This is a genomic window from Janthinobacterium sp. GW821-FHT03C10, from assembly GCF_059420865.1.
The window spans coordinates 372678-398258 of record NZ_JBWKUN010000003.1 but is presented as its reverse complement, the minus strand read 5'-3'; the positions used below and the strand labels follow the sequence as shown (position 1 = coordinate 398258).

Annotated in this window: 23 protein-coding genes; 10 read left to right on the top strand and 13 right to left on the bottom strand. The window is 65.0% G+C overall.

Annotation, left to right across the window (positions count from 1 at the left end; all coding sequences use genetic code 11):
• Window positions 1-2 precede the first annotated feature (2 nt).
• Together AC07VH_RS12990 and AC07VH_RS12985 are read right to left on the bottom strand one after the other, a co-directional pair.
• Window positions 3-626, bottom strand: coding sequence for a helix-turn-helix transcriptional regulator (locus AC07VH_RS12990; RefSeq protein ID WP_475416926.1), 624 nt, complete (start codon window positions 624-626; stop codon window positions 3-5).
• 62 nt (window positions 627-688) lie between these two features.
• Entirely contained in the window at window positions 689-1390 is a 702-nt protein-coding gene (locus tag AC07VH_RS12985) for a Crp/Fnr family transcriptional regulator (RefSeq protein WP_494788103.1), read from the bottom strand.
• 115 nt (window positions 1391-1505) lie between these two features.
• Between AC07VH_RS12985 and AC07VH_RS12980 the strand changes: the two genes are divergently transcribed.
• Complete coding sequence (locus tag AC07VH_RS12980) at window positions 1506-3140, top strand: acyl-CoA synthetase (RefSeq protein ID WP_494788102.1); 1635 nt, start codon at window positions 1506-1508, stop codon at window positions 3138-3140.
• A 13-nt stretch (window positions 3141-3153) separates the two neighbouring features.
• Here AC07VH_RS12980 and AC07VH_RS12975 read toward each other — a convergent pair whose 3' ends face one another.
• The 3 genes from AC07VH_RS12975 to AC07VH_RS12965 form a co-directional block, all read right to left on the bottom strand.
• Window positions 3154-4560 (bottom strand): MFS transporter, encoded by a 1407-nt coding sequence (locus AC07VH_RS12975; RefSeq protein WP_494788101.1) that lies wholly within the window; start codon window positions 4558-4560, stop codon window positions 3154-3156.
• 77 nt (window positions 4561-4637) lie between these two features.
• Window positions 4638-5354: a ribonuclease T2 family protein gene (locus AC07VH_RS12970; protein ID WP_489627963.1), complete on the bottom strand. Its 717-nt coding sequence runs from the start codon at window positions 5352-5354 to the stop codon at window positions 4638-4640.
• Between the two features lie 70 nt (window positions 5355-5424).
• Complete coding sequence (locus tag AC07VH_RS12965; protein WP_494788100.1) at window positions 5425-6525, bottom strand: branched-chain amino acid aminotransferase; 1101 nt, start codon at window positions 6523-6525, stop codon at window positions 5425-5427.
• Between the two features lie 196 nt (window positions 6526-6721).
• Between AC07VH_RS12965 and AC07VH_RS12960 the strand changes: the two genes are divergently transcribed.
• The 4 genes from AC07VH_RS12960 (at window position 6722) to AC07VH_RS12945 (ending at window position 10593) form a co-directional block, all read left to right on the top strand.
• Window positions 6722-9268, top strand: a complete 2547-nt coding sequence (locus AC07VH_RS12960; protein ID WP_494788099.1) for a PepSY domain-containing protein — start codon at window positions 6722-6724, stop codon at window positions 9266-9268.
• A 135-nt stretch (window positions 9269-9403) separates the two neighbouring features.
• Window positions 9404-9589: a hypothetical protein gene (locus AC07VH_RS12955; RefSeq protein ID WP_219136259.1), complete on the top strand. Its 186-nt coding sequence runs from the start codon at window positions 9404-9406 to the stop codon at window positions 9587-9589.
• A 150-nt stretch (window positions 9590-9739) separates the two neighbouring features.
• On the top strand, window positions 9740-9895 hold the full coding sequence (locus AC07VH_RS12950; protein ID WP_175445243.1) for a hypothetical protein: 156 nt from the start codon (window positions 9740-9742) through the stop codon (window positions 9893-9895).
• A gap of 299 nt (window positions 9896-10194) precedes the next feature.
• Window positions 10195-10593 (top strand): bacteriohemerythrin, encoded by a 399-nt coding sequence (locus tag AC07VH_RS12945; protein ID WP_475416932.1) that lies wholly within the window; start codon window positions 10195-10197, stop codon window positions 10591-10593.
• 7 nt (window positions 10594-10600) lie between these two features.
• On the opposite strand, the gene AC07VH_RS12940 is transcribed toward AC07VH_RS12945, so the two are convergent.
• Complete coding sequence (locus AC07VH_RS12940; RefSeq protein ID WP_475416933.1) at window positions 10601-11452, bottom strand: hypothetical protein; 852 nt, start codon at window positions 11450-11452, stop codon at window positions 10601-10603.
• 327 nt (window positions 11453-11779) lie between these two features.
• Between AC07VH_RS12940 and AC07VH_RS12935 the strand changes: the two genes are divergently transcribed.
• On the top strand, window positions 11780-14014 hold the full coding sequence (locus AC07VH_RS12935; protein WP_494788098.1) for a TonB-dependent siderophore receptor: 2235 nt from the start codon (window positions 11780-11782) through the stop codon (window positions 14012-14014).
• A gap of 190 nt (window positions 14015-14204) precedes the next feature.
• Entirely contained in the window at window positions 14205-16013 is a 1809-nt protein-coding gene (locus tag AC07VH_RS12930) for a carbohydrate binding domain-containing protein (RefSeq protein ID WP_489627970.1), read from the top strand.
• Window positions 16014-16016: 3 nt separating this feature from the next.
• On the opposite strand, the gene AC07VH_RS12925 is transcribed toward AC07VH_RS12930, so the two are convergent.
• Window positions 16017-16775 carry a nucleotidyltransferase domain-containing protein gene (locus AC07VH_RS12925; RefSeq protein WP_494788097.1) on the bottom strand — a complete coding sequence of 253 codons (759 nt, stop codon included), beginning with the start codon at window positions 16773-16775 and terminating at the stop codon, window positions 16017-16019.
• Between the two features lie 95 nt (window positions 16776-16870).
• On the opposite strand from AC07VH_RS12925, the gene AC07VH_RS12920 reads away from it, so the two are divergent.
• Both AC07VH_RS12920 and AC07VH_RS12915 read left to right on the top strand, forming a co-directional pair.
• Complete coding sequence (locus AC07VH_RS12920; RefSeq protein WP_494788096.1) at window positions 16871-17437, top strand: methylated-DNA--[protein]-cysteine S-methyltransferase; 567 nt, start codon at window positions 16871-16873, stop codon at window positions 17435-17437.
• A 58-nt stretch (window positions 17438-17495) separates the two neighbouring features.
• On the top strand, window positions 17496-17870 hold the full coding sequence (locus AC07VH_RS12915) for a DUF1294 domain-containing protein (protein WP_475416191.1): 375 nt from the start codon (window positions 17496-17498) through the stop codon (window positions 17868-17870).
• 2 nt (window positions 17871-17872) lie between these two features.
• On the opposite strand, the gene AC07VH_RS12910 is transcribed toward AC07VH_RS12915, so the two are convergent.
• Entirely contained in the window at window positions 17873-18592 is a 720-nt protein-coding gene (locus AC07VH_RS12910) for a hypothetical protein (protein WP_494788095.1), read from the bottom strand.
• Window positions 18593-18757: 165 nt separating this feature from the next.
• Here AC07VH_RS12910 and AC07VH_RS12905 point away from each other — a divergent pair, with 165 nt between their 5' ends.
• Complete coding sequence (locus AC07VH_RS12905) at window positions 18758-18949, top strand: hypothetical protein (RefSeq protein ID WP_475416193.1); 192 nt, start codon at window positions 18758-18760, stop codon at window positions 18947-18949.
• A 165-nt stretch (window positions 18950-19114) separates the two neighbouring features.
• Here the strand turns inward: AC07VH_RS12905 and cydX are convergent, their stop codons facing one another.
• From cydX to cydD, 5 genes are all read right to left on the bottom strand, one after another.
• The gene (gene cydX / locus AC07VH_RS12900; protein WP_092712907.1) at window positions 19115-19240 is read right to left on the bottom strand and encodes a cytochrome bd-I oxidase subunit CydX; all 126 of its coding nucleotides are present in this window, start codon (window positions 19238-19240) and stop codon (window positions 19115-19117) included.
• A gap of 22 nt (window positions 19241-19262) precedes the next feature.
• Window positions 19263-20417, bottom strand: coding sequence for a cytochrome d ubiquinol oxidase subunit II (cydB, locus tag AC07VH_RS12895; RefSeq protein WP_494788094.1), 1155 nt, complete (start codon window positions 20415-20417; stop codon window positions 19263-19265).
• A 13-nt stretch (window positions 20418-20430) separates the two neighbouring features.
• Window positions 20431-22008: a cytochrome ubiquinol oxidase subunit I gene (locus AC07VH_RS12890; RefSeq protein WP_489627974.1), complete on the bottom strand. Its 1578-nt coding sequence runs from the start codon at window positions 22006-22008 to the stop codon at window positions 20431-20433.
• A gap of 124 nt (window positions 22009-22132) precedes the next feature.
• Window positions 22133-23815 (bottom strand): amino acid ABC transporter ATP-binding/permease protein, encoded by a 1683-nt coding sequence (locus AC07VH_RS12885; RefSeq protein ID WP_494788093.1) that lies wholly within the window; start codon window positions 23813-23815, stop codon window positions 22133-22135.
• Window positions 23812-25500 (bottom strand): thiol reductant ABC exporter subunit CydD, encoded by a 1689-nt coding sequence (gene cydD / locus AC07VH_RS12880; RefSeq protein ID WP_494788092.1) that lies wholly within the window; start codon window positions 25498-25500, stop codon window positions 23812-23814. Before cydD ends, AC07VH_RS12885 begins: the two co-directional genes overlap by 4 nt.
• Window positions 25501-25581: the final 81 nt, after the last annotated feature.

The window sequence follows — 25581 nt, the reverse complement described above, 5'->3', positions numbered from 1 at the left end:
GATTATAACGGAGTCTGGCTATCGCGTTGCACAGCCGTACCTGCCTGGCCGCGCAGGAACAGGCTGGGGCGCACGCCGGCCACGTCCACGCAGGCGTCGCAAAACGCGGGGATCGAGGCAAAGCCGGAGCCGGCCGCCACTTGCGCCAGGTCGCGCTCGCCGTGCTCGCCCTCGGCGTCCGCTTGCGCCGCCGTGTGCAGCGCGTGCGCCAAACGCTGTTCGCGCACCAGGCTGAGCAATGCCTCACCCTCGGCAAACAGGCGCGCGCGCGCCTTGTGCGGCGTCACTTGCCACAGGGCCGCCAGCCGGGCCGCCGTCCATTTGCCTTGCGGCGTATCAAAGATGTGCTGCGCCAGCGCCTGACTCCAGCGCTTGCCGCCGCCGTGGCCGCCATCGGGCTCATCGCCTTCCAGCGCCAGTGTAAACACGGCCGGCTTGCCCCGCCCCGGCATCACGTCGCAGGCGAAGCGCAAGAAGGCGGGCACGACGAAGCTGTCACCGCTGGCCAGTTTCTTGGTGGCGATTTCATTATGCAAGGTGACAAAACCCTGGCGCACGGTGACGCGCAGCCGGAGCGGAAAGCGCAAGCCCAGCAAGTGCAGAGGATGATCGGAAACGAGTGCCATGCGTCAATTCAATGTCTTAAGCCAGCCGCCAGCATGCCACACATCGCGCGCCCAGTCTGTCATCACAGCGACGCCACGCCATAGCGGCGCAAGCCATCGAGGTCGACGACGCGGATCGATTGGTAGGCGATGCTGATCAGCTTGAGCTCGGCCAGATGGCCCAGCGCCTGGTTCACCCGCTGGCGCGAAATGCCGGTCAGCAAGCCGATTTCTTCCTGCGACAGCTCAAGCACGCTGGAAGTGCGCGGGTATAACATGGGGTGGAACAGCTGCGCGATCGCTTGCGCCACCTGGGCGTCGACGGCCAGCAGGCGCTGGTTCTGGATGGTGGCGATGAATTGGCCCATGCGCTCGTTCAGCTGGCGGATGACGAAGGCATTGAAGGAGAGGCTCTCGGCCAGCAGCAAATGAAACAGTTCCACCGGCACGAGGAGGATGCTCGACGCGCGCACGGCCACCACGTCATAGCGGCGCAGTTCGCGCTTGAGCACGCTGCCCTCGCCGCACCAGCCGCCGGCCGGCACGCCGGAAAACGTGGCGCCGCGCCCATCGGCGTTGTAGACGGCCAGCTTGATCAAGCCCGTGTGCACGCCGATCCAGTGCGCCGACGGTTCGCCGCGCCGCGTGATGAAGGCGCCCGCCTCGAAATGCCGGAGCACGCTGCCGGCGCGCAACAGAGTCTGATGCCGCGCGTCGAGCGCCGGGAACCAGTCGTGGCTGTCGAGTTCCGGCATTGCAAGGTCTACACTATCGTTGCTGTCCATTCCATCCTTCAGACTTGTCACTAAGATGACAGTGATTTTCCAGCGCCGGTGCTATGCTCACCCCTATCAATCCCGAAACAGGGAGCTGCAGAATTTTATTTAACAGGAGACAAGCATGACTGCTGATTTCAACACGGGCCTCGGCAAAAACAGCGCCAACTACGCCGCCCTCACCCCGCTCGACTATATCGCCAGGGCAGCCGCAGTATATGGCAATCGCCTGGCAATTGCACATGGCAGCCTGCGCCAGACGTGGCGCGAAACGTATGCGCGCACGCGCCGCCTGGCGTCAAGCCTGATCAAGCTGGGCGTGGGCACGGGCGACACGGTGGCCGTGATGCTGCCGAACACGCCCGCCATGGTAGAAGCGAGCTTTGGCGTCCCCATGGCCGGCGCCGTCCTCAATGCGCTCAATATCCGCCTCGACCTGGCCTCGCTGACCTTCATGCTGCGCCACGGCCAGGCGAAAGTCTTGCTGGCCGACACGGAATTTTCCGAGCTGGCACGCCAGATGGCGGCGCAGATTCCCGGCTTGCGCGTGATCCAGGTCAACGACGTGCTGGGACCGGAAGTGGACGCGTTTTCAGACCTCGACTACGAAACCTTGCTGGCCGGCGGCGACCCCGATTACGACTGGCAGCCGCCTGCGGACGAGTGGGATGCCATCGCCCTCAACTACACATCCGGCACCACGGGCGACCCGAAAGGCGTGGTCTACCACCACCGCGGCGCGGCCTTGAATGCCCTGTCGAACATCTTGGAATGGGACATGCCCAAGCATGCCGTGTATTTATGGACCTTGCCGATGTTCCACTGCAACGGCTGGTGCTTCCCGTGGACCGTGGCCGCCCGCGCGGGCGTCAACGTGTGCCTGCGCAAGTTCGAGCCGAAGCTCGTGTTCGACCTGATGCGCGAATTGCGCATCACCCACTATTGCGCAGCGCCCATCGTGCATGCGGCCCTGGCCAACGCGCCCGCCAACTGGCGCGAGGGCATAGCCTGGACCGTGCGCGGCATGGTGGCCGGCGCGCCGCCGCCGGCGGCCATGGTGGCGAAGATCGAAGCCATGGGCTTTGACTTGATCCACTCGTATGGCTTGACGGAAGTGTATGGCCCGGCCGCCATCTGCGCCGAGCAGGACGAGTGGGCAGCCCTGAGCCAGGAAGAGCGCGCCGTACTCAAATCGCGCCAGGGCGTGCGCTACCACTTGCAAAGCGCCGTTGCCGTGCTCGACCCGGAAACCATGCAGCCCGTGGCGGCCGATGGCGAACAGATCGGCGAGATCATGTTCCGTGGCAACATCTGCATGAAGGGTTACTTAAAAAATGAAAAGGCGACACAGGAAGCGTTCGCGGGCGGCTGGTTCCACACGGGCGACCTCGGTGTCATGTATCCGGACGGCTACATCAAGCTGAAGGACCGCAGCAAGGACATCATCATTTCCGGCGGCGAGAACATTTCCAGCGTGGAAGTGGAAGATGCGCTGTACCACCACCCGCAAGTGCTGGCCGCCGCCGTCATCGCCCAGCCCGACGAGAAATGGGGCGAGACGCCGTGCGCGTTTGTCGAACTGCGCGAAGGCGCAACGGTGACGGAAGCGGAATTGATCGCCTTCTGCAAGAACAACCTGGCCGGCTTCAAGGTGCCGAAAGCCATATATTTCGGCCCCCTGCCCCGCACGTCAACGGGCAAGATCCAGAAGTTCGAATTGCGCAAGCGCATGCACTCGGACAAGGCCATCGACGTCTGATTCTTGTGATAAATTAACTGCCCTTGCCCGACAGCCACGCCGGCTGCGCCACCGCCAGGCGCGCAAAGCTGGCGATGCTGGCCACGGCGGCGAACCCTGCCGCCAGGCACAGCGCATACGTCGTGCCCCGGCTGGCCGACACCGTGAAGCAATACGCGACCAGCGCCGCGCCCGTCGCTTGGCCGATCAAACGCGAGGTGGCTACCACGCCGCTGGCGCCGCCGGCCCGCTCGGGCGGCGCGCTGCCCATGATGGCTTTCAGATTGGGCGCCTGGAAAAAGCCGAAGCCGATGCCACACAGCGCCATGCGCCAGCCGATGTCGAACGCGCTCGGGTGCGTCGGTATCCACACCAGGGTCAGCAAGCCGCCCGCCAGCGCCGCCAGGCCGATGCCGCCCAGCACGCCCGGCGAATAACGGTCGCTCAGCCGTCCGGCCACGGGCGCCATCACGGCCACCAGCACGGCCCACGGCGTCATCAGAAAACCCGTCTCGACGGGCGAGCGGCCCAGGGTCACTTCAAAATAGAATGGCAGAGAAACAAACGCCAGCCCCTGCGCGGCAAACGTGCAGATGGCCGTCAGCGACGACAGCAAGAACAGGGGACGGCGGAACAGGTCGATCGGCAGCATCGGCGCCGCATGTCCCGCCTGGCGGCGCAGCAGCAACATAAAAAAGATCACCACGGCCACCAGTTCCGCCAGCAGGACGGCGCTGGACGCGTGATGGGCCGCGTCGCCGAACAGCAAGATGAGCAAGCCGAAGGCGCCAACGTTGTACAGGGCCGTGCGCGCATCGAGCGTGTGGCCGGACAGTTTTGTCGCCGGCAGCATGCGGCTGGCGAGGAAAAAGCCGGCCACGCCCAGCGGCACATTGATGGCGAACAGCCATGGCCACGAGGCCGTCGCCAAAATCAGCGAGGCGGCCGTGGGCCCGATGGCGAACGCGACAGCCACCACCAGCGCATTGTTGCCGAACGCGCGGCCGAGCAAATGTTTCGGGTACAGGGCGCGCAGCAGCGCCGTGTTGACGCTCATCATGGCGCTGGCGCCCACGCCCTGGAACAGGCGCGCCGCCACCAGCGAAGGCAAGGACCAGGCCAGTGCGCAGGCGAGCGAGGCCAAAGTAAATAAAAACATGCCGGAGATAAACACCCGCCGGTAGCCGGCGATTTCGCCGAGGGCGGAAAACGGCAGCAAGGTCGCCACCATGGCCAGCTGGTAGACATTCACGATCCAGACGGAGGCGGCCGGCGTCGTGTGCAGCTCGCTGGCGATGGCGGGCAAGGCCGTGTTGGCGATCGCCGTATCGAGCGAGGCCATGCCCACGCCGATGGCCAGCGCCAGCATGGCCCATAAACGGGCGCCGGGCGGCAAGCCGTCCTCGCCAACCATGACGGGTTGCGTGTGCCGCTGCTGCATAAATACACTACCTGTTCATCTTGCTGATCCGGACAATACACTAACATGTATGTAAGAAACCTGCAGGACTGGCAAGCTTACTTCTGGCAGTCGATCACTTTAAAATCTTTCGAATAACAGATGCGCAACTCGCCCGAGTGCTTTTCATAGCCGAGCCAGCGGCCCTTCAGCTGCGGGTTGTGCTGCTTCATCCACTGGAACAGTTCGTTTTTCGGCATGGTGCCGTCCGGCAACTTCAAGGCCTGGAACAGTTCGCGTTCCTTTTCGAAATACTGCTTGGCCGTATCGAAATCGCAGGCGCCATGCTTTTCCCATTCGCCCTGCAGCAAGGCTTCGCCGGGCTGCATGCACATGTACGGCAAAATGTCCGACGGCGCCAGCTTCGGCAAATTGCCCTTGCAATAGCGCGGATGCAGTTCCGTCCTGCGCGGCGGCGTCACTGAAATGTCTTCGCAGGTGGCCGGATTGGCCGACTGCGCCCACAAGCCATGCACGATCCAGCCGAAGTGGTTGCTCTCGGCGCACTGGAAGGCGGCCTTCTTCGACACTGCGCCACGGCGGCGCTGGCTGTCGCAAAAGCCGGGCGACCACGACAGTGCCAGCATGAAGTAATCGGTGGGCACGTTCGTGCTTTGCTTGTAGCAGGTATTTTTCTCGTCCGACGGCTTGACGTCGTAATCGTAGTAGCTGACGTTGCGGGGAATGGCGCAGGCGGCATCGGCCGCGTGGACGGCACCGGCCGACAGGCTGAGGAAAACGGCGGCCAAGGCAGGCAGGATAGAGCGAATTTTCATCGTATTTCCTTCAAGATATAAAAACGCCGGCAACTGGGTGCCGGCGCGGTAGTGAAATTACACCATCAACTTAGCAGACGGTATGCATCCAGCCATGCGTATCCGGTGCCGTGCCATGCTGCAGACCCAGCAGGGCTTCGCGCAGGGCCAGGGTGACGGCGCCGTTTTCATTGTTGTTGATGGTCATTTCAAAGCCGTTGGCCTTGGCCACGCCCACGGGCGTGATGACGGCGGCCGTGCCGCAGGCGAACACTTCGGTCATGCGACCCGAGGCGATGTCGTCGCGCCATTGCTGGACGGACAATTTACGCTCTTCCGTCGCATAGCCGAGGTCTTTCGCCATTTCCAGCAGGCTGCGGCGGGTAATGCCTGGCAGCAAGGTGCCCGTCAATTCCGGCGTCACGACAGTGATCTTCTCGCCATCCTTGTAGACGAAGAACAGATTCATGCCGCCCATTTCCTCGATGAACTCGCGGTGCACGGCGTCGAGCCACACGACCTGGTCGCAGCCCTTCTCCTGCGCTTGCGACTGGGCCATCAGGCTGGCCGCGTAGTTGCCCGCGCACTTGGCTTCACCCGTGCCGCCCGGCGCGGCGCGCACGAAGTCTTCGCTGATCCACACGGTGACGGGTTTCACGCCTTTCGGGAAGTAGGCGCCGGCCGGCGAGGCGAACAGCACGAACAGGTATTCTTCCGACGGGCGCACGCCCAGGTAAGGGTCGGTGGCGATCATCAGCGGACGCATGTACAGGCTCTCGCCCGTGTTCTTCGGCACCCAGTTGCGGTCTTGCGCGATCAGCGCGTCGCCCGCTTCCAGGAACAGCTCGACGGGAATGGCCGGCATGGCCAGGCGCGCGGCGCTGCGGTTGAAGCGCTCGGCATTCTGTTCCGGACGGAAAGTCTTGATGCTGCCATCGGGCTGGGCAAACGCTTTATAACCTTCGAAGATGGCCTGGCCGTAGTGCAGCGACGACGCGGACGGGTCCAGCATCAGCGGGCCGTAAGCCTTCAGTTCGCCCTGCTGCCACTTGCCGTCGCGGTAAGGAATCACCACCATGTGGTCCGTGAAGATGCGGCCGAAGGCGGGATTGACCATGCGCGCGGCGCGCGCGGCGTCGGACAAGGGGTGGGCGGACGGGGTGACGACGAGATTCGGTGTGGAAGTGGTCATGGCAGCAATGGGAACTAGTGAACAGTATCCCTATTGTAGCGCCTATAGGGCCCGATCAGGCAAACGTGGATGGGGCCCGTCCCGCGAAAATAGGGCGCCATCATTTACGAATGATTCTCGTTTGCGTTACTATGTCAGCCTTCCTTCTTCCCCGCCATGCCTGACGCGCCGCATGGCGGCGCTATCGAAAGCCGCCATGACGACCTCCTCCCTGCCACACTCCCTGCCGCGCACCGGCGCCGATGAGGCGCCGGAAACCGGCCAGCGGCGCCAGCTTGCCGCCGTCGCGCAACAACGGCGCTGGCACTGGAACTGGAAGCAACTGTGGTTTCAATTACACTGGTTCATCGGCATCACGGCCGGCACGGTGCTGGTAATCATCGGCCTGAGCGGCGCCACCCTGGCCTTCAAGGATGAACTGCTCGATGTCATGAACCCCGGCGTGCGCCATGTTCCCGTGGAAACGCGCGCCCCGCTGACGCCGGCCCAGCTCGCCAGCATCGCCGCGGCCGAACACGGCCAGCGCGTCGCCTCGGTCACCGTGTATGCGGAAGCGGGCACCGCGCCGCGGCTGTTCTTCGCGCCGAAAAACGGCCAGCGGCGCGGCGAGTCCATTTATCTGCACCCGTACACGGGCGCCACCCAGCCGGCGCTGGCGGGCGCGGCATTTTTCGAGTGGACGGAATCGCTGCACCGCTGGCTGCTGCTGCCGCGCGATCCGGGCCGGCAAGTGGCGGGCGCGCTGGCCCTGTGCCTGCTGGGCCTGGCACTCTCCGGCCTGTACCTGCGCTGGCCCCGCCGCCCGCTGGACTGGCGCACGTGGCTGACCTTCGATCCTGCATTAAAAGGCCGCCCCTTCCTGTGGAATCTGCACGCCGTGGCCGGCACCTGGTGCCTGGTCGTCTATGTGGCGCTGACCCTGACGGGCATTTACTGGAGCTATGACGTAGTGCGCGACAATATCGACGCCTGGGCCGGCAAGCCCCCGCGCACGGCGCAGGCGCCCGCGAAAAAGGGTTCAGCTAAGAAAGATGCACCGCCCGTCGACGTCAGTCTGGCCTGGAGCAGCTTCCAGCGGCACGCCCCCGGCTGGACCCTGGCCACGGTGCGCCTGCCCGTGCGCCCCGGCGAAGCCGTGCAATTCACGTGGCTGGCCAGCGATGCGCCGCACGAACGGGCGCGCAGCCGCATGAGCATTGCGCCGGCCGACGGCACGCGCACAGAAAACGAGCCGTACAGCCAGCAGGCGCTGGGGCCGCGCCTCGTCAACATCATTTATCCGCTGCACATGGGCACGTATTTTGGCTTGCCCGGCCGCATCATCGTCACCCTGGCCAGCCTGGGCCTGCCCCTGTTTGCCGTCACGGGCTGGATGCTGTACCTGGGCCGCCGCAAGGCCAAGCGGGCCGTGCAGGCGCAGCGCGCGCTGCTGGGCGCCGGCGCGCCGGGCAAGACGGACACGGACTTGCCCACCCTGGTGGCCTACGCCAGCCAGTCGGGACAGGCCGAGCGCCTGGCTTTGGCAAGCGCGCGCGCCCTCCAGCAGGCGGGCGTGGCCGTCGACGTGCAGTCGCTGGAGCAGCTTGATCCCGCGCAATTGCGCCAGTATGAACGGGCACTGATCGTCGCCAGCACCTTTGGCGAAGGCGAGGCGCCGGACGGCACGCGCCGCTTCGCGCGCCTGCTGCAAGCCACCCCGGGTGCGCCGCTGGCGGGCCTGGACTTCGGCATGCTGGCCCTGGGCGACCGCCACTACAGCGCCTTCTGCGGCTTTGGCCATGCGCTGGCGCAACAATTGCAGGCGCTGGGCGCCACGCCTATGTTTCCGCTGATCGAAGTGGACAAGCACGATCCCGCCGCCCTGGCCGCCTGGTCGCAAGCGCTGGCCCGCTGCAGCGGCAGCGCCATCGATGCCATCGGCGTGCAGGAAGAGGCATCGTATGCAGAGTGGCGCCTGGCGCGCCGCGTGCTGCTGAACCCGGGCAGCCTGGGCGGCGAACTGCATGAAATCACCTTGACGGGTCCGGTCGATGCCAGCTGGGAAGCGGGCGCGCTGGCGGAAATCATCGGGTGCAACGCGGATGGCAGTGAGGGCGACGCGCAAGGTGAGCACAAAGCCCCGCATGCGCCGCGCAGCTATTCGCTCGCGTCGCTGCCGTCCGATGGCGAACTGCAATTGCTGGTGCGCCAGGAACGCCACGCGGGCGGCGAAAACGGGGGCTACGGCGTCTGTTCCGGCTGGCTCACGCGCTTCGCGCCGCTGGGCAGTCCCATCCGCCTGCGCCTGCAAGCCAATCCTGCCTTCGCGCCCGCCCTGGTCGACGTGCCCTGCATTTATATCGGCAACGGTTCCGGCCTGGCCGGCCTGCGGGCACACCTGCGCGCGCGCCAGCGGGCGGGGCTGGCCCGCAACTGGCTGCTGTTCGGCGAGCGCCAGCAAGCTTTTGACAGCGTCTGTGGCGAAGAGTTGCAAGGCTGGCTGGACGCTGGCCACCTGGCGCGCCTGGACCTGGTCTTTTCGCGCGACGGCAACGATGGCGGCAAACGCGAATACGTGCAGGACCGCCTGCGCGCCAACGTCGGCGAGCTGCGCGGCTGGCTGGCGCAAGGCGCCATCGTCTACGTGTGCGGCAGCCTGCAAGGCATGGCGACGGGAATCGATGCTGTACTGCAAGAAGTGCTGGGCCAGGACGGCCTCGACGCCCTGCTGGCGGCCGGACGCTACCGCCGCGACGTGTATTGATCTGCATCAGCCCGCCGCCGGCACCGCCCGGCTATGTGGGCAGGCGCACGGTCATGGCCAGCCATCGGACTACAGTGGGGGCATCGCGGCATGGCAACATGCGCGCCGCCCCACCCACTGTCTGCGAGGCTAGCCATGAAAAACCCCTGGATGAGCATGTACCTGAGCGCCGCCAACCGCATCGCCAACACGGCGCGCGGCCATGCGACGGCCGCCGTCAAGCGCGAGGCGGCGAAAAATACGCGGCAATTGACGCAAGTGTGGTTCGATTCCTTCCTGCCTCCCGCGGGCAAGCCACGGCGCAGCCGCAAGGCAAAATAAGAGCCGTCACGATCGGCAACTGGTGCAGTGCATCACAGCAGCTAGTTGAAGTTTCAATCAGATGAACTAAACTGCAAGCATGGTAGTACACAAGAAGTGACCGGCAGGCGCCGCATCCCCGCGCCGCCGCCGGGACACCGGGAGACGACCATGTTGACGCTCAAAGTGCTGCTCTGCCTTGCCTTGTCGGCCCTGATGCTCGTGCCCCTCGTGCTGAGGGATGCGATGCAGACGTCGGCCGGGCAGCAGATGCAGGTGCCGAATGTGGATGCGCAGGGCATGTGGGCCCACTGGCCCAAGCAGTAATACGCGCGGCTGAGGGCAGTTGAACAAGCGCGCCGCTGGCTGCGTTGCTTTGACTTGCCGTACTAGCGTACTGTCTGCGTCAAAGACGCCTTGCCGGCGGCGTTTTTCAGCGGCGCCCGCTAGTGGTGTTCAGCGTTAAAAACCGCTTTGTTGCGGGTGGGAATTTGTTCTCTTCGCCGGCGGCTTTCCTGATCCCCTCTTCAGCATACTTTGATCCAGATCATGGATTTCGCCCTTCGCTGCGTCCACACTGGAACAGTCCGCTTCGCACCGCGACGGACTTAACCGGGGGTATCGGCATGGGTAACTCGCATTGGAAGGATGAGATGGCGCTGGGCGTTCCCGTCATCGACGAGGCGCATGAGGCGCTGTTTCAGGAGCTGGCGCGGCTGGGGCAGTTGAGCGACCAGCATTTCAGCGTGGCGTTCCGCGAGTTGATTGCGGCAGTCGAACGCGATTTCCGCGAGGAAGAGGATTTGATGGAACAAATCGGCTTTCCCTCGCTGGCGAATCACCGCGAACAGCATGCGCGCGTGCTCAGCGGCTTGCACCATGCCTGGGCCGCCGTTGATGAAGGCGACCTGGAACAGGGGCGCCATGCGCTGTCGCTGTTGCCGCAATGGCTGATCTTCCACCAGGCCACCATGGACCTGGCCCTGGCGGCGGCGCTGGAACTGGTGCAGCGCCAGCCTAACTAGCAGTTAATTACAGCAACAGCACCGTCGCCTGCTCGGGCAAGACCACGCGGTAGTGTCCCGGATATTTGTCTTCGCCGTCGAAAATCTTGCAAAACACGGGCTGGTTGATGTCGTTGACGGCCGCCTCGTTCATGGGCAGGGTGGCGATCAGCTGTTCGCCATCCATCAACTGCAAGGCGCTGCCCCGCTCGGCCGCGCAAAAGGCCAGCGCTTGCACGTCGCTGGCGAACGGCCGCTTGTACCACGGCGTAATGGCCCGCACGGCACGGCGGGCGTCGTGCAGGACTTGCCCCACGCGCGTGACGTTCCAGGCATCGCGCGCCACGGACGGCTGCAGCACGATATTGGCCGTCAGTTCGCCCCTGCCCTTGTTCACCAAAAACGTGCCATCCTGCGCGGCGATATCATCGTTGAGCGGCACGACAAACACGCCGCCGGCCGACACCTTGACCGGCACGGGGGCGCCATTGCCTTGCAAGGCCACGCGCACGTCGTCGATGGTGGCGCTCAGCTTGGCAGGAATCAGGCGCAGGGCCATGACCACGCTGCCGCTCGACACTTGCCACACTTTCCGGGCCGTCAGATAACTGTCGCGGTAAGCCGTGAAACGCACCCGCGGCGCCTTGGCGTCGCTGCTGGCCGTGATCGTCACCGTCTGCGATGGCAGGGCTTCCTCTGCGCTCACCGCCGGCGCTGGCGCAGCGGGCGTGGCCGGCGCAAGGGGGGGCGGAACGACTGCGGCGGCGGGCGGCGCGCTGGCGCTCTGCAGCGGCGCGGGCACGGCCGGCGGCGCGTGTTCCTGGGCCTGGCCCAGCGACACGACACACAACCATCCGGCACAGGCGATCCATGTACGCATGCATTTCTTTCATTAAGGAAAATATTTTGTCAGCGCCTGCATTATCGCAGAAGGCCGGACGATGCGCCGCCCTTGGGCTGCCTGCGCTCCGCCGCCTGCACTATTTTGGTGCGCGCGCTTGATTATTTGGCAAATACCCATTATATTGATAATGATTCTTATTCACAAATCATGACTGGAATCATGCACGACCTTTCCGCCGCCATGCGCGGGCGGAACTGCTATCCGAGCCAGATCCCGGGCCAGCGTCACGCCATCCCCCCAGCCACTGCGCCACTCGCCAGACGAGATAGGAACCCTCACGACTAAAAATACACCAGGAAAATAATGCAATCGACCACCGTCCTCTCTTCTTCGCGCCTGCCCGCCTTGCGCCCCCTGCCCCATCTACTACACATCAGTCTGCTCACCCTTGCCGCTGGCGTGGCCCTGCCCGCACTGGCCGCCGACGCCGCCCCGGCTGACGTGACCATGCCCGCCGTCACCGTGCTGGGCCAGTCAATGGCCACCACGGAAGGCACGCAGTCGTACACGGCTGGCGAAGCCCGCAGCGCCACGCGCATGGACCTGTCGCTGCGCGAGACGCCGCAGTCGGTCAGCGTCATCACGCGCCAGCTGCTCGACGACCTGGGCGCCGTGCGGCTGGACCAGGCGCTGGCGCAGACGACGGGCATCCAGGTGGGCCAGAACGACACGGAGCGCACGACGTTTTATGCGCGCGGCTTCGGCATCAACAATATCCAGATCGACGGCATGGCGCGCGGCGGCAATGCGCCGCTGCAAGACACGATTTTGTACGACCGCATCGAGGTCGTGCGCGGCGCCACCGGCCTGATGGGTGGCACGGGCGACCCGTCGGCCACCATCAACATGATACGCAAGCGGCCGGGGAAGGAATTCCAGGCCAGCGCCGGTCTCATCATGGGACGCTGGGATGATCAGCGCGTCGAGGCCGACCTCTCCACGCCGCTCAACGCCGATGGCAGCGTGCGCGCGCGCACGGCCCTGGCCTGGCAAAAACGCGATTCCTACCTGGACATGTATCACGAACGCAAGACGGTCGGCATGCTCATCGTCGAGGCGGACGTGCGCCCCGGCACCCTGCTGACGGCGGGCGTCGACTTCCAGGACAACAAGCCCACGGGCGCCACCTGGGGCGCCGTGCCCTACTGGAATGCGGATGGCAGCCTGGCGAACTTGCCGCGCAACACCAGCCTCACGACGCCATGGAGCACCTGGGCCAACAAGCAGCACACCATCTTCACCTCGCTGGACCAGCACCTGCCCGGCAACTGGAATCTGCATCTCGGTTATGCGCGCACGGAAAGCACGAACCGCACCACCGTCGCCTATGCGGGCGCGGGTCATCCCGACCCGGCCACGGGCGAAGGCATGCGTCTGTGGACGGGCGCCTATGGCCCGGGCAAGAACACGGGCGACAATTTCGACGTCTACGCCAGCGGCCCCTTCACCTTGCTGGGGCGCAAGCATACGGCCATCGCCGGCTGGAACGGCGGCAACCAGCGCGCCCGCTCGCTGGGCGGCGAGGCGGAAATCAATTACCCGAACTTCGTCCCCGATTACCGCAGCTGGACGGGCAACATTCCCCGCCCCGTGTTTCATCCGGACGGCTCGCACACGGAAACCGTGACGCGCCTGGCGGGCGGCTACGTGGCCACGCGCTTGAGCCTGGCCGACCCGCTGCACCTGATCATCGGCGCGCGCAGCAGCACTTACCGCACGGATACGCGCAACTACGATACGCGGGGCGTGCACACGGACAATAGCGACTTTGCCGAAACGCGCAATGAAGTCACGCCCTACGTGGGCGCCGTGTTCGATATCAACAAGCAATATTCCGCGTATGCCAGCTTCACGCAGCTGTTCAACCCGCAAACGAGCAAGGACCGCAACAACAAGTTCCTGCCGCCGGAAACGGGCGACAATGCGGAACTGGGTATCAAGGGCGAATTTTATGAGGGCAAGCTGAATGCGTCGGCCGCCCTGTTCCACACGAAGAAAAAGAACCTGGCGGAACTCGACCGCAGCGTGCCGCCCGGCTTCCTGCTGCCCGACGGCGGCCAGGCCATGGTGGCCAATGGCAAGGGCGTGACGGCCAAGGGCGTGGAATTCGACGTCTCCGGCCAGTTGACTCCCGCCTGGGAAGCGAGCGGCGGCTATACCTATCTGCACGCGGCCGAGGCCGATGGCCGCCGCGCCGCCACCACGCAGCCGCGCCATTTGCTGCGCCTGGCCACCAGCTACCGCTTCGACGGCCGCCTGGCTGGCCTGAGGGCGGGCGCCAGCATGACGGCGCAAAGCGCCACCTACAGCGAATCGTGGTACGGCCGTCCGCCATCGGGAACCATCACCAACATCCCGCAAGCGGGCTATGCACTGGTCAACGCCATGGCCAGCTATGCCATCAACCGCCACGCCAGCGTACAGCTGAACGTGAATAACTTGCTCGATAAAAAGTACTACCGCAACGTGGGCTTCTTCGACGGCGTCTTCTGGGGCGAACCGCGCAACATCAGCCTGGCCGTGCGCACGGCGTTTTAAAGAATCGTAGCAGCATCGCCGGCACGGCGGATGCGGCCCTGTCCGCCGTGCCCGCCGTGCCTTGAATGGCAATGGCTTGCGCGATAGCGCATGCATTGATATGGAATAGAAATAGCCGGCAATCATCCTGCAGACGTGCCCACGTTGATAATTTTTTGATATTATCAAAAATTTAAAACAGGGATATCTGATGAAGATGAAAGAGACGATTATCTGGACGGCGCTGGCGACGTTATGCGCCAGCGTACTGCCCCTGGTTTCCGCAAACGGGGCGACGCCACCTTGCACGAACTGCTTTGAAAAACGCTGGATTTATTACGGCGGCAATATTACGGCGGCAGCTTCCACAGCTGATGCCAGTTTCAACAAAGTCATCGAACTGATACATCTGGCCAAGGCAGAAGGCTATAACGGCATCGCGCTCAATGCGGGTGGCAGCGGGTCCTATGTAGCCATGCTCAATCCCGCCACGGCGGCCAGATATCCGAATTACTTCCCCAATTTCGCCCTGGTGCTACAAGCGGCCAAGGATAACGGCATCGAATTGATACCGGTCGGCGGCGGTCCGGAAGTCCCCGTTAGCGCCGCGCCCGACTTGATCGAGGCCTTGCCGACCATCGATACGCCGTTCATCGTGCAAGGCAGGCGCGCGGTGCCTGTCGGCATGTCGGTCATCGACGATCCCGGTTTTGAAAACAACAGCCCGGCATGGGAATTGTTTGAAAAAACGGTAGGCAACAGCGTTGTCGACAATACGGTCGCGCACACGGGCCAGCGCTCGATTAAATTCAGCAAGGCTGGGGACAGCAATATGGCCCGTTTGCACCGCAAGTTAAACAATTTGCGCCCGAATACCGCCTACCGCGCATCGTTCTGGGTCAAGACTGAAGACTATCATCCCGATGCCGCCTTCAGGATACAAATTACCGACCCCACGGCAAAGGCCCCCATGTACTCGAATGCCAGCGCCGGGCTGGGATGGGGTACGCAGAATGGCGCCTGGAATGGCAGCGGCAACACGCTGGCCAGCACGCAGGATTGGAAACAATATAATCTGGACTTCAATACGGGGAACAATCCCCTGACATATTTGTACATAGGCAGCTGGAAGGCGAATCTGCTGCAGGCCGGGACCGTCTGGCTCGATGATCTGGAAATCAAACAGATCGGCCTGGCCCATACGATACGGCGCAATCCCGCGACCTTGCCCGTCACGGTCAAGTCGGAAGACGGCAGCATCACATATGTGGAATCGCTCGATTATGTCGTCGACACGGAAGCGCTAAGCCTTCCCGCGCAAAGCAGCATCGGCGAAGGTGCCCTCCTGCGCGTATCGGCCTATCAGTCGGCGCAGAACATGACGGCCATGTGGGGTACGCCGGCCAGCGCCTGCTATCAGAAATTCTTCGATATCCAGAAACAATATTACGACAATATCCACGGTCTGCTCGACGCCCCGACAAAATTCTTCCTCTACTATGATGAAAATCGGGTGCTCAACTGGGATCCTGCCTGCGGCAACATCACAGCCGGCAAATACCTGGCGAACATGATCGAGAAACACCAGGAAACCCTGCTGCAAGCGTATCCGAATCTGGAACTGTATGTGTGGAATGACATGTTCGATCCGAAGATGAACGCCATTCCGAAATACTGGGCCGTCAACGGCGACCTCAGCAACTCATGGCTAGGCTTGAAAGCGACGACGATCATCGTCAACTGGAGCGATGAAGGAACCGCCAAGCGCAAGGCATCGCTGGAATTCTTCCATGGCCTCGGGCATCGGCAAATGATCGCCGGCTATTATGACGACCGCGCCCTCGAAACCGGCAATGTGCATTCCTGGATGGAGGCGCTGGCGCAGGCGGAAAGCAATGGCGTGACGGGCGTCAACGGCTTCATGTACACGGCCTGGCGCGGCAATGCCGGCTATGCCGACGTGAAAGCCGTCGCCGACTACATCAAGCAGCATTATCCGCAGCGCTGGCCACAGCAGTAAGACTCATCCCCGTTCGCAGCGCCAGTGCGCGGGCGCCGGCAGGGTAAAGCCGTCGAGCAAGGGACCGCCCACGGGCGCCAGCACGGCGGCGGCGACTTGCCCGAACGCGCGCTGGCCGGCCGGCAAGTCGGCGGCGACTAGGCGCAGCGCGCCATCGATCTGCCCGGCGATCGCGGGATCGACCGCCTGCAGGCGGCGGAACAGGTGCTTGCCGCCGCCGCTCCATTGCCCCGCCGCGCGCAAGTGCAGGTCGGCCAGCGCTTGGTACAGCTGGCAAGCGACGGCCAGCGCCTCGCCCGGGTGCGTGCTGTCGACCAGGTCTTCCAGCGCGGTGGTGATGGCGTAGCGCCGGCGCTGCAGGTTTTCCGCGTCGAGCACGGGCGGCCCGGCCGTGACGAAGGCGTGCGCCAGCGCGTGCAGCTGCGCGTAGGCGTCGCCGGCGGCGACGATGTTTTCCCCTTCGACGACCATCATCGCCAGCGGCACCGTGCCGCCGGGCGCATCCATTTCCTTGCAAAAATACGTGAACGTGGCCACGTCGTGCGCGAACAGTTCCACCGTGCGCCCCTCGGCCACGATGGTATCGCGCCAGGCGCAATCGACGTGCTCGAACAGCAGCAGCAAATCGATATCGGAAGTAGGCGTTTGCCGGCCCGTGGCGAACGAGCCGCCGATGATGGCCGCCACGGCCGTGGGATAGCGTTCGCGTACCAGCCGCTGGGCAATGCCGCGGATGGTCTCGTAGGTGGGGATCGTCGTCAAAGCCGGTGCTCCATGTCGATAAAACACTATCCTACACGCAATACGCAGGCTGCCGCCATCCTGCTACACTGGCGCCATCTGACCGAGGAACGAACATGGAATACGACTGCATCGTGGTGCCCTCGCCCGTGGGCGAACTGACCCTGGTGGCGCGCGGGGAAGCCCTGGCCGCCATCCTGTGGGAAAACGACAAGCCGAACCGCGTGCGCCTGGGCGCGCTGCGCGTCGATGACGGTTGCACCGTGCTGCAGGAAACGGCGCGCCAGCTGGATGAATATTTTGCCGGCACGCGCCAGCATTTTGAGGTGCCGCTCGATTTTGCCGGCACGCCGTTTCAGCAGGAAGTGTGGCGCGCGCTGCTGACGATACCGTACGGCCAGACGCGCAGCTATGGCGAGATCGCGCGCCAGATCGGCCGTCCCGCCGCCGTGCGCGCCGTGGGCGCCGCCAACGGCAAGAATCCCATTTCCATCATCGCCCCCTGCCACCGCGTCGTCGGCGCCACGGGCGAGCTGACGGGCTTTGCGGGCGGCTTGCATGCCAAGGAAACCCTGTTGGCGCTGGAAGGCATTTCCCTGTCCAGCGACCGCGAAGCGCTGAAGACGGGCCACGCCCGCCGGCGCGCCGTGCACATCGATACGGAGCAAGGCTGTTTATTTTAGGCGGCGGCATCGCTCCCCGTGTGGGATACTCACGCCCTCGTTCAAGCCACCACATCCTATGCCCTACCTTGTCATCGTGTTCTTTGTCGTCCTGTATCTGCTGGCCACGTTCTTTTTCCACATTCCCGTCCTGGTCGCCCTCGCATATGGCGTGCTGAGCCTCAGCTGTTTCGTTGCCTATGCGATCGACAAGTCGGCCGCAAAAGGGGGCCGCTGGCGCACCCCGGAGCGCACCTTGCTCCTGCTGGGGCTGCTGTGCGGCTGGCCGGGCGCCGTGCTGGCCCAGCAATGGCTGCGCCACAAGTCGAGCAAGCGCTCGTTCCGCATCGTGTTCTGGATCACGGTCGCCCTCAATATCGGCGCTTTCGTGTATTTCAGCATGCATTACGCGGCGCCCGATATCGGCACGGACGTCGCGCCCATCGAGTTATAAGGTCACTCGCCCAGCAGGCGCAGCGATTCCAGCCAGTCCGCCTTCCACTCGCGCAGCAACGGTTGCGTGGCGAAGGCCTTTTTCAGGTGCGCCATCGGCACGCGGTGCACGTCGTGCAAGCCGAACGCCAGGGTCACCGGATGCCACAAATGGCTGTTCTTGCCGCCGCGCGAATTCTTGCGCACGCGCGCGCCATCGTCGCCGAAGATGCCCACGCCGCTGGCGAGTCCCTGGTCCAGGTCGACCTTGCCCACGCCGGCAAAGGCGGTCAAAATCTGCTCGCGGCCCAGGCCCTTCAGGGCGCTGGGCAAGACCACGAGCGCCTTGTCCGACTCCGCTTCGGCCGGCTGCGGATGCTGGAGTTCCTTGAGCAAACGCAAGAGATCGCGCTCCTGGAAGTGCAAGCCGCCCAGCGGCACGCGCAGTCCCGGCGCCTTGAGTTCGATGGCAATATTACTGGAGTCGCGCGTAAAACGCAGCCACACGTCGCCGGCGCCCGAGGCCAGGTGCTGCTTGTCCTCGATGAACACGACGGGCGCCGCATAGCGCGTCACGCCGTCATGGAACAGCTCGCTCCACTGCTCGCTGTAGTCGAGCCAGACGTACGGCAAGCCGCCCTGCTCGAGCAGGCGCGCCAGGGTCCACGGGGTGCCCGTCTGTTGCGCCAGCCAGGCGCAGGCGTCAAAGGCGGTGGCGCGGTATGGCAGGGAGATGGAAGTCATGGCGGTTCCGTAGCTAAAAGTGGAGCGCAGTGTAGCAGACGCCGCCATCCGCTCCTGCGGCAGGCGCATCCGGCGCGCCATTCCTGCGCGATGTGCTAGGCTGGATGCATCAGTCCGCGCCAAGGCCACCCCGGCCCCATGGCGCACCACCGCGAGGGGAATATCATGCATTCCAGCACCAACGCCGCCACCACGCCCGCCCCGCCACCGGAGCGCGATTCGCCCACGCCGGCCAGCGAAAGCCATGCCGAGGAAGCGCTCGATGAAGCGCTGAAGGAAAGCTTTCCGGCCAGCGATCCGATCGCCATTGCCGTGCCGAAACCTGCGCCCAAGACGCCCGCCAGTAGGTCGGCTTAGTCCGCAGGGCGTAAGCCGACACAGGCGCCGCCGGCTGCGCCTGTCGGATGACGCGTTCCGCTCATCCGACCTACCTCTCATGTTGCTTGCATAAAGCAAAATGCCCCGCCGGGCGGCAATGGCAAAACCATTGCACCGGGCGGGGCAGATCAAATTCAGGCGCGACTAGTTCGGCGTGTCGCGGTACTGCTCGGGCGTCGTGTCGCCATCGGCGATTTCATACCACATCGCATTGAGCACGGCGAAGGTCGCCGCCAGCGGAAGACCCAGTATCCAGGCGAAATACCACATAATTAATTCCTTTCGTAAAGTCTTAGTAGGCGTGACCGCTGTCGTCCTTGATTGCTTTTGCATCAACCTTACCCCACAGCACTTTATACACCCAGGTCGTGTAGGCCACGATGAGGGGAATGAAGACGGCGGTGACGACCAGCATGATGAACAGGGTCATGTGGCTGGACGAGGAATCCCACACCGTCAGGCTGGCGCGCGGGTCGATCGACGAGGGCAGGATGAACGGGAACATGGCCGCGCCTACGCTGAGGATGATGCCGGCGATGCTGGCCGCGCTGGCCAGCAAGGCGGGCACTTCGCGGCGCGCGCGCAGCAAGGCGAACGCCAGCAAGGGGCCCAGCAAACCGGCCGCAGGGGCGATCCAGGTCCACGGGTGGGCGGCAAAGTTGAGGAACCAGGCGCCCACGTGGACTTCCGCCGTTTTCAGCAGCGGGTTCGACGGGCCATCGACGACGACGGCGCTGGTGACGCGGTAGCCATCGACCCACAGCCACAGGGCCACGCCGGCCAGTGCATACAGCACCACTGTCGCGATCGCCGCCACGCTGCCGTAGCGGCGCGCACGCTCCGCCACGGCCCCGTCCGTTTTCACTTGCAGCCAGGTGGCGCCGTGCATCACCAGCATGGCGACCGAGACGAGGCCGCACAACAAGGCGAACGGGTTGAGCAGCGCAAAGAACGTGCCGTCATAGAAGATATGCATGTCCGGCGAAAAACGGAAGGGCACGCCCTGCAGCACGTTGCCGATGGCCACGCCGCAGATCAGGGCCGGCACGAAGCCGCCCACGAACAGGGCCGCGTCCCAGCGGGCGCGCCAGCGGGGGTCTTCGCGCTTGCTGCGGAATTTGAAGGCCACGGGACGCACGATCAGCGCCACCAGGATGACGAACATGGCCAGGTAAAAGCCCGAGAACGAGACGGCGTACAGCTGCGGCCAGGCGGCAAAGATGGCGCCGCCGCCGAGGATCAGCCATACCTGGTTGCCTTCCCATACGGGACCGATGCTGTTGATGATGACGCGGCGCTCGAGGTCCGTCTTCCCGGCGAACGGGAGCAGGATGCCCGTGCCCAGGTCGAAGCCGTCCGTGATGGCAAAGCCCACCAGCAGGATGCCGATCAGCAGCCACCAGATCAGGCGCAGGGTTTCATACGAAATCATTTCATGCAAAATCATGGTCTGGCCCTCCTCAGGCGCGTTGAGTATGAATGGCTGCGGCCGCTGGCACGGGAGCCCGCGGCGTCTCTTCCGGCCCCTTGCGGATGGCCTTGAGCATGAGCTTCATCTCGATAATCAACAGCACGGTGTAGATGGCGGCAAAGCCGGCGATGGTAATCAGGAGCGTCGACGCCCCCAGGTTGGATACGGCCACGGCCGTCGGCAGCACGCCTTCGATGACCCACGGCTGGCGGCCCACTTCGGCCACGATCCAGCCCGCCTCGATGGCCACCCACGGCAACGGGATGGCGAACACGGCCAGCTTCAGCAGCCAGCGGTGCTTGTCCAGGGTGCGGCGCGTCGACAGGATGAAGAAGGTGCCGGTCAACAGGATAAAGAACATGCCCAGGCCCACCATCACGCGGAAGGACCAGAACAGGGGCCCCACGGGCGGCACGGTGTCGAGCGCGGCCTGGCGGATCTGCTCGGGCGTGGCCTGGCGCGGATCGTCGACATAGCGTTTTAATAACAAGGCATAGCCCATGGACTGGCCTTTCGACTCGAACATGTCTTTCGCCTCTTGCGGCACAGGCGCACCTGGCGCCACGCTGCGGATGGTTTGCAGCGCGTCATACGCCTTGATGCCATCCTGGATCAGCAGTTCGCCGCGGTCGACCAATTGCTCGATGCCGGGAATTTCCGTCGTCAGCGAACGCGTGCCGATCAAGCCCATCACCATCGGGATGTGCACGGCGTAATGCGTCTCGCGCGCTTTCGCGTCGGGAAAGCCGATGGCCGTGAAGGCGGCGGGCGCCGGCTCCGTGGTCCACATGGCCTCGATCGCGGCCAGCTTCATTTTCTGGTGTTCGGACGACAGGTAGCCGCTTTCATCGCCCAGCACCACCACCGACAAGGTGGCGGCCAGGCCGAACGAGGCGGCCACCGTCATCGAGCGCTTGGCCAGCTGTACATGGCGGCCCTTCAGCAGATACCAGGCGGAAATACCCAGCACGAAGATGGCCGCCGCCGTATAGCCGGCCGACACCGTGTGCACGAATTTCGCCTGTGCCACGGGGTTCGTCAGCACGGCGCCGAAATCCGTCACTTCCATGCGCATGGTCTGCGGATTGAAGGCCGCGCCGACGGGATTTTGCATCCAGCCGTTGGCGATCAAAATCCACAGGGCCGAGAAGTTCGAGCCGATGGCCACCAGCCAGGTGGTGACCAGGTGGCCGCGCTTCGACAGCTTGTCCCAGCCGAAGAAGAACAGGCCGACGAAGGTCGCTTCCAGGAAGAAAGCCATCAAGCCCTCGATGGCCAGCGGCGCGCCGAAAATGTCGCCCACGTAATGGCTGTAATAGCTCCAGTTCATGCCGAACTGGAATTCCATGACGACGCCCGTCGCCACGCCCATGGCGAAGTTGATGCCGAACAAGACACCCCAGAACTTGGTCATGTCGCGCCAGATGGGGCGGTTCGTCATCACATAGACCGTCTCCATGATGGCGAGGATCACTGACAGGCCTATCGTCAGCGGAACGAAAATAAAGTGGTACAGAGCTGTCAGCGCGAACTGCAGTCTGGATAAAGCGACAATATCGAAGTCCATATGATTTCCTTGGTATTTCCCTACTGTGTGTAAACTTGGTATCTATCTGATGCAATCCGATTGCTTCCGCCGCCTTCAGGCTGGCGTGCGGCACCGCCTGTGTCTCCAGTCCTTCCTTGATCCCTTAATCTGCGCGCAGGCCCGCCAGCGCCACTTCGAAGGCTGGCGTGCCACGGCGCGCGTCGCCGACGATACGGCCGTCGCGCAGGCTGACGAGCCGGTCCGCCAGCGCCGCTTCGCGCCGCAAGTGGGTGGCGATCAGCAAGCTGCGCCCTTCGCTGCGCGCGCGCAGGCGCTGCAGGACATCGATCGCCGTCTGCGCATTGAGCGCTTCCGTCGCCTCGTCCAGCAGCCACAATGTCGATGCGTGCAGGAACAGCCGCGCCAGCGCCAATCTGCGCGCCTGGCCGCCGGACAAGCCCAGCCCCCCCTCGCCCAGCAGGGTGTCCAGGCCGTCCGCGAAGGCACGCACCTCGTCATCCAGGCCGGCCGCCTGCAGGGCCGCCCACAGCTGCGCGTCGCTGGCGGACGGGTCGGCCAGACGCAGGTTGTCGCGCAAGCTGTCCTGGAACAGTTCCGTCTTCTGCGTGAACAGGCAGGCGCGCGGCGCGCTGACGCTCCCCGACAGGGGCGCCAACTCGCGCGCGGCGATGGCCAGCAAGGTGGACTTGCCCGCGCCGCTGGGGCCGATCAAGGCCACGCGCTCACCCTCGCCGATGTGCAGCGATACGTCATGCAAGATGGCGACACGGCTGCCCGCATGCGCGGCGCAGACCTGCTCCAGGCGCAAGCCCGGTGCGCTGTCAGCCGGCGGCGCGGCGGCCTCCGGAGCATCCAGGCGCGGCGCCAGGCGGCGCATGGCCAGCAGCATGCGCCCCGCTTCCAGCGCGCCGCGGCGCAGTCCCGCAAACGGTTCCACGGCCGTCAGCGCGATCAGCAAGGCCAGGGCCGCCAGCGGAACACTCATCGTTTGCTGTTCGACCAGCGCGGCCACGGCCAGCAGCACCCCTGCCAGGGTCGCGCTGCCCGCCACGCCGTACGCGGCGCCGGCCGCCGTCTCCAGGCGCAGCAGGGCGACATCGGCCTGCGCCAGCGAGGCGTCGATGCGCGCCAGCGCGGCGCAGTGGGCGCCGATGCGGCCGGCCATCACCAGGTCCGTCTGGCCGGCCACCAGGTCGATGGTGCCGGAGCGCAGCTTTTCGATGGCGCGTGTACGCACGATGGCGGGACGGCGGGCGCGCTGCGCCACGACCCAGCTGATGCCGCCGCCGGCGGCCAGCAGCCACGCGGCCAGGCCCAGGCCCAGCTGCCACCGCATCGCGCCCAGCGCCACGCCGGCCAGCAGGGCCGCGCACAGTGCCGTGAAGGCGGGCACCAGCAGGCGCAGGTACAGCGATTCGAGCGCGTCGATATCGGCCGTCAGGCGGAACAGCAGCTTGGCGGGCTGGCGCAGCAGGCGGCTGGCCGCTTCCGGGCGCGACCAGCCGCGAAACAGTTGCACGCGGATACTGGCCAGCGCGGCGAACGTGGCGTCGTGCGTGACGAGGCGCTCCGCATAGCGCGAGCCCGTGCGGCCGATGGCCAGCAGGCGGATGCCGGCGGACGGGCCGAAGACGTCGAACAGGATGGCCGTCGAGGCATGCAGGCCGGCGATCGAGGTGGCCGTGATGAACCAGCCGGACAAGCCCAGCAAGGCCATGCCGGCCACGGCCGTCAGGGCCGCCAGCATGGCGCCGCCGACCAGCTTGCGGGGCTGGGCCAGCAGCAATTGCCGCAGGACGGGATGCGATATCAGGGATGTTTTCATGCGCGCGCCTCCTCCTTCTGCGTCGCCGCATCGACCCGCACCGTGCGCTGCAGCCGGCCAGCCAGCACGGGGTCGTGCGTGGCGACAAGCATGGTCTTGCCTTTTGCCAGGGTCAGCAAGGCGTCCGTGACGCGCGCCGCCGTTTCGCTGTCCAGGTGCGCCGTCGGTTCATCGACCAGCAGCAAGTCCGCATGCGGATGCAGGGCCACGCGGGCCAGCGCCAGGCGCACGGCCTCGCCGCCGGACAGGCCCTGGCCGCCATCGCTGAGCATGACGGCCGGCTGCGCCTGCGCCACGCTGGCCAGGTCGGCCAGGTGCAGCGCCTGCGTCACGTGCGCGGCCTGCGCCCCTGCGCGGCCCAGGGTCACGTTCTGGCTGACGGACGCGGCAAACACGTGCGGACGCTGCCCCATCCACGCCATGCGCTGGCGCAAGGTATTCACGGTGTTGTCGCTCAGGCGCACGCCGCCGATGCGGAGCTCGCCGCCGCTGGCGGGCAGCAAGCCGGCCAGCAAGGACAGCAAGGTGGTCTTGCCGGCGCCGCTGGCGCCCAGCAGGGCCACGTGTTCGCCCGCGCGCACGCTCAAGTCGAAGCCGTCGAACACGGGCGCTTCGCCAGGGTGGGCAAAGCGCAGTTGATGGATGTCAATGGCGGGCGGCGGCGCCACCGCCATGGCGGCGGCGGAGACGGCAGCCACTTCCGCACCGAAGCCAGGCAGGGGCACGCCCTCGCCCGCCAGGTCGTGCAGTCCGGCCAGGCCTGCCTCGCCGGCCGCCTTGTCGTGCCAGACGGCGGCCAGTTCGCGCAGCGGCTCGAAGAACGCGGGCGCCAGCAGCAGGATGAACAAGCCCTGCCCCAGGCTCAGTTCGCGGCCCCAGGTGCCGAAATCGAGGCTGCCCAGCAGGGAGAAGCCGATGAAGGCGGCCACCATGGCCACGCCCAGCGCGGAAAACAGTTCCAGCACGGCGGACGACAAAAAGGCGATGCGCAGCACCACCATCGTGCGCCGGCGCACGGATTGCGACGAGGCGTCCAGCCGTGCGGCCGTGGCATCGACGGCATCGAGCGCGCGCAAGGTGGCCAGACCGCGCAGGCGGTCCAGCAGGAAGGCGTTCATGCCGCCCATTTCCACCATCTGCGCGCGGCTGGCCGCTTGCGCGCCCATGCCCACGAGGGCCATGAAGACGGGAATCAGGGGCGCGGCGATGAGCAGGATCAGGGCGGCCGTCCACGACAGCGGCGTCACGGCGGCGAGGATGACGAGCGGCACCAGCATGACTTTCCAGCGCGCCGGCTTGTAGCGCACCAGATACGGCACGATGGCTTCGGCCTGCTCGGCGATGACGCTGGCCGCCTGGCCCGACTGCGCGCGCCGGCGGTCCAGCGGCGAACGGCGCGCCAGCGCCTGCGCCACCTGCCCGCGCAAGGTGGACAGGTGCGCGCGCGCCGCCGCATACATGCGCCGCGCGCCCCACGCTTCACAGCCGGCGCGCAGCACGCCCAGCAGCAGCACGCCGGCGGCCGGCCACAGGGCCGCGCGCCACGGTGCGCCATCGAGCATGGCTTGCACGGCCCAGGCCAGCAAGGCCGCTTGCGGCAGCCACAGCAAGGCGGCGCCGCCTTGCGCCAGGCTGGCGGCACGGGGAAGAATAAAGCGGGGCAAGGACAGTGGCGAGGTCGTCATCTTATACTTTTTGAGTTTTCAGAATTTTCTGTAAATTCGATTTTTTGTATAATACTGCGAAACATGACATATATCAATTGA

Excerpts from the sequence above, each read along its gene's own strand:
- AC07VH_RS12985 (WP_494788103.1), bottom strand. The coding sequence starts at position 1,390 with ATGGACAGCAACGATAGTGTAGACCTTGCAATGCCGGAACTCGACAGC.
- AC07VH_RS12890 (WP_489627974.1), bottom strand. The coding sequence starts at position 22,008 with ATGGACTTCGATATTGTCGCTTTATCCAGACTGCAGTTCGCGCTGACA.
- AC07VH_RS12920 (WP_494788096.1), top strand. The coding sequence starts at position 16,871 with ATGGAATACGACTGCATCGTGGTGCCCTCGCCCGTGGGCGAACTGACC.
- AC07VH_RS12885 (WP_494788093.1), bottom strand. The coding sequence starts at position 23,815 with ATGAAAACATCCCTGATATCGCATCCCGTCCTGCGGCAATTGCTGCTG.
- AC07VH_RS12970 (WP_489627963.1), bottom strand. The coding sequence starts at position 5,354 with ATGAAAATTCGCTCTATCCTGCCTGCCTTGGCCGCCGTTTTCCTCAGC.
- AC07VH_RS12915 (WP_475416191.1), top strand. The coding sequence starts at position 17,496 with ATGCCCTACCTTGTCATCGTGTTCTTTGTCGTCCTGTATCTGCTGGCC.
- AC07VH_RS12990 (WP_475416926.1), bottom strand. The coding sequence starts at position 626 with ATGGCACTCGTTTCCGATCATCCTCTGCACTTGCTGGGCTTGCGCTTT.
- AC07VH_RS12905 (WP_475416193.1), top strand. The coding sequence starts at position 18,758 with ATGCATTCCAGCACCAACGCCGCCACCACGCCCGCCCCGCCACCGGAG.
- AC07VH_RS12930 (WP_489627970.1), top strand. The coding sequence starts at position 14,205 with ATGAAGATGAAAGAGACGATTATCTGGACGGCGCTGGCGACGTTATGC.
- AC07VH_RS12980 (WP_494788102.1), top strand. The coding sequence starts at position 1,506 with ATGACTGCTGATTTCAACACGGGCCTCGGCAAAAACAGCGCCAACTAC.
- AC07VH_RS12975 (WP_494788101.1), bottom strand. The coding sequence starts at position 4,560 with ATGCAGCAGCGGCACACGCAACCCGTCATGGTTGGCGAGGACGGCTTG.
- AC07VH_RS12960 (WP_494788099.1), top strand. The coding sequence starts at position 6,722 with ATGACGACCTCCTCCCTGCCACACTCCCTGCCGCGCACCGGCGCCGAT.
- AC07VH_RS12955 (WP_219136259.1), top strand. The coding sequence starts at position 9,404 with ATGAAAAACCCCTGGATGAGCATGTACCTGAGCGCCGCCAACCGCATC.
- AC07VH_RS12965 (WP_494788100.1), bottom strand. The coding sequence starts at position 6,525 with ATGACCACTTCCACACCGAATCTCGTCGTCACCCCGTCCGCCCACCCC.
- AC07VH_RS12945 (WP_475416932.1), top strand. The coding sequence starts at position 10,195 with ATGGGTAACTCGCATTGGAAGGATGAGATGGCGCTGGGCGTTCCCGTC.
- AC07VH_RS12950 (WP_175445243.1), top strand. The coding sequence starts at position 9,740 with ATGTTGACGCTCAAAGTGCTGCTCTGCCTTGCCTTGTCGGCCCTGATG.
- AC07VH_RS12940 (WP_475416933.1), bottom strand. The coding sequence starts at position 11,452 with ATGCGTACATGGATCGCCTGTGCCGGATGGTTGTGTGTCGTGTCGCTG.
- AC07VH_RS12935 (WP_494788098.1), top strand. The coding sequence starts at position 11,780 with ATGCAATCGACCACCGTCCTCTCTTCTTCGCGCCTGCCCGCCTTGCGC.
- cydX (WP_092712907.1), bottom strand. The coding sequence starts at position 19,240 with ATGTGGTATTTCGCCTGGATACTGGGTCTTCCGCTGGCGGCGACCTTC.
- cydD (WP_494788092.1), bottom strand. The coding sequence starts at position 25,500 with ATGACGACCTCGCCACTGTCCTTGCCCCGCTTTATTCTTCCCCGTGCC.
- AC07VH_RS12910 (WP_494788095.1), bottom strand. The coding sequence starts at position 18,592 with ATGACTTCCATCTCCCTGCCATACCGCGCCACCGCCTTTGACGCCTGC.
- cydB (WP_494788094.1), bottom strand. The coding sequence starts at position 20,417 with ATGATTTTGCATGAAATGATTTCGTATGAAACCCTGCGCCTGATCTGG.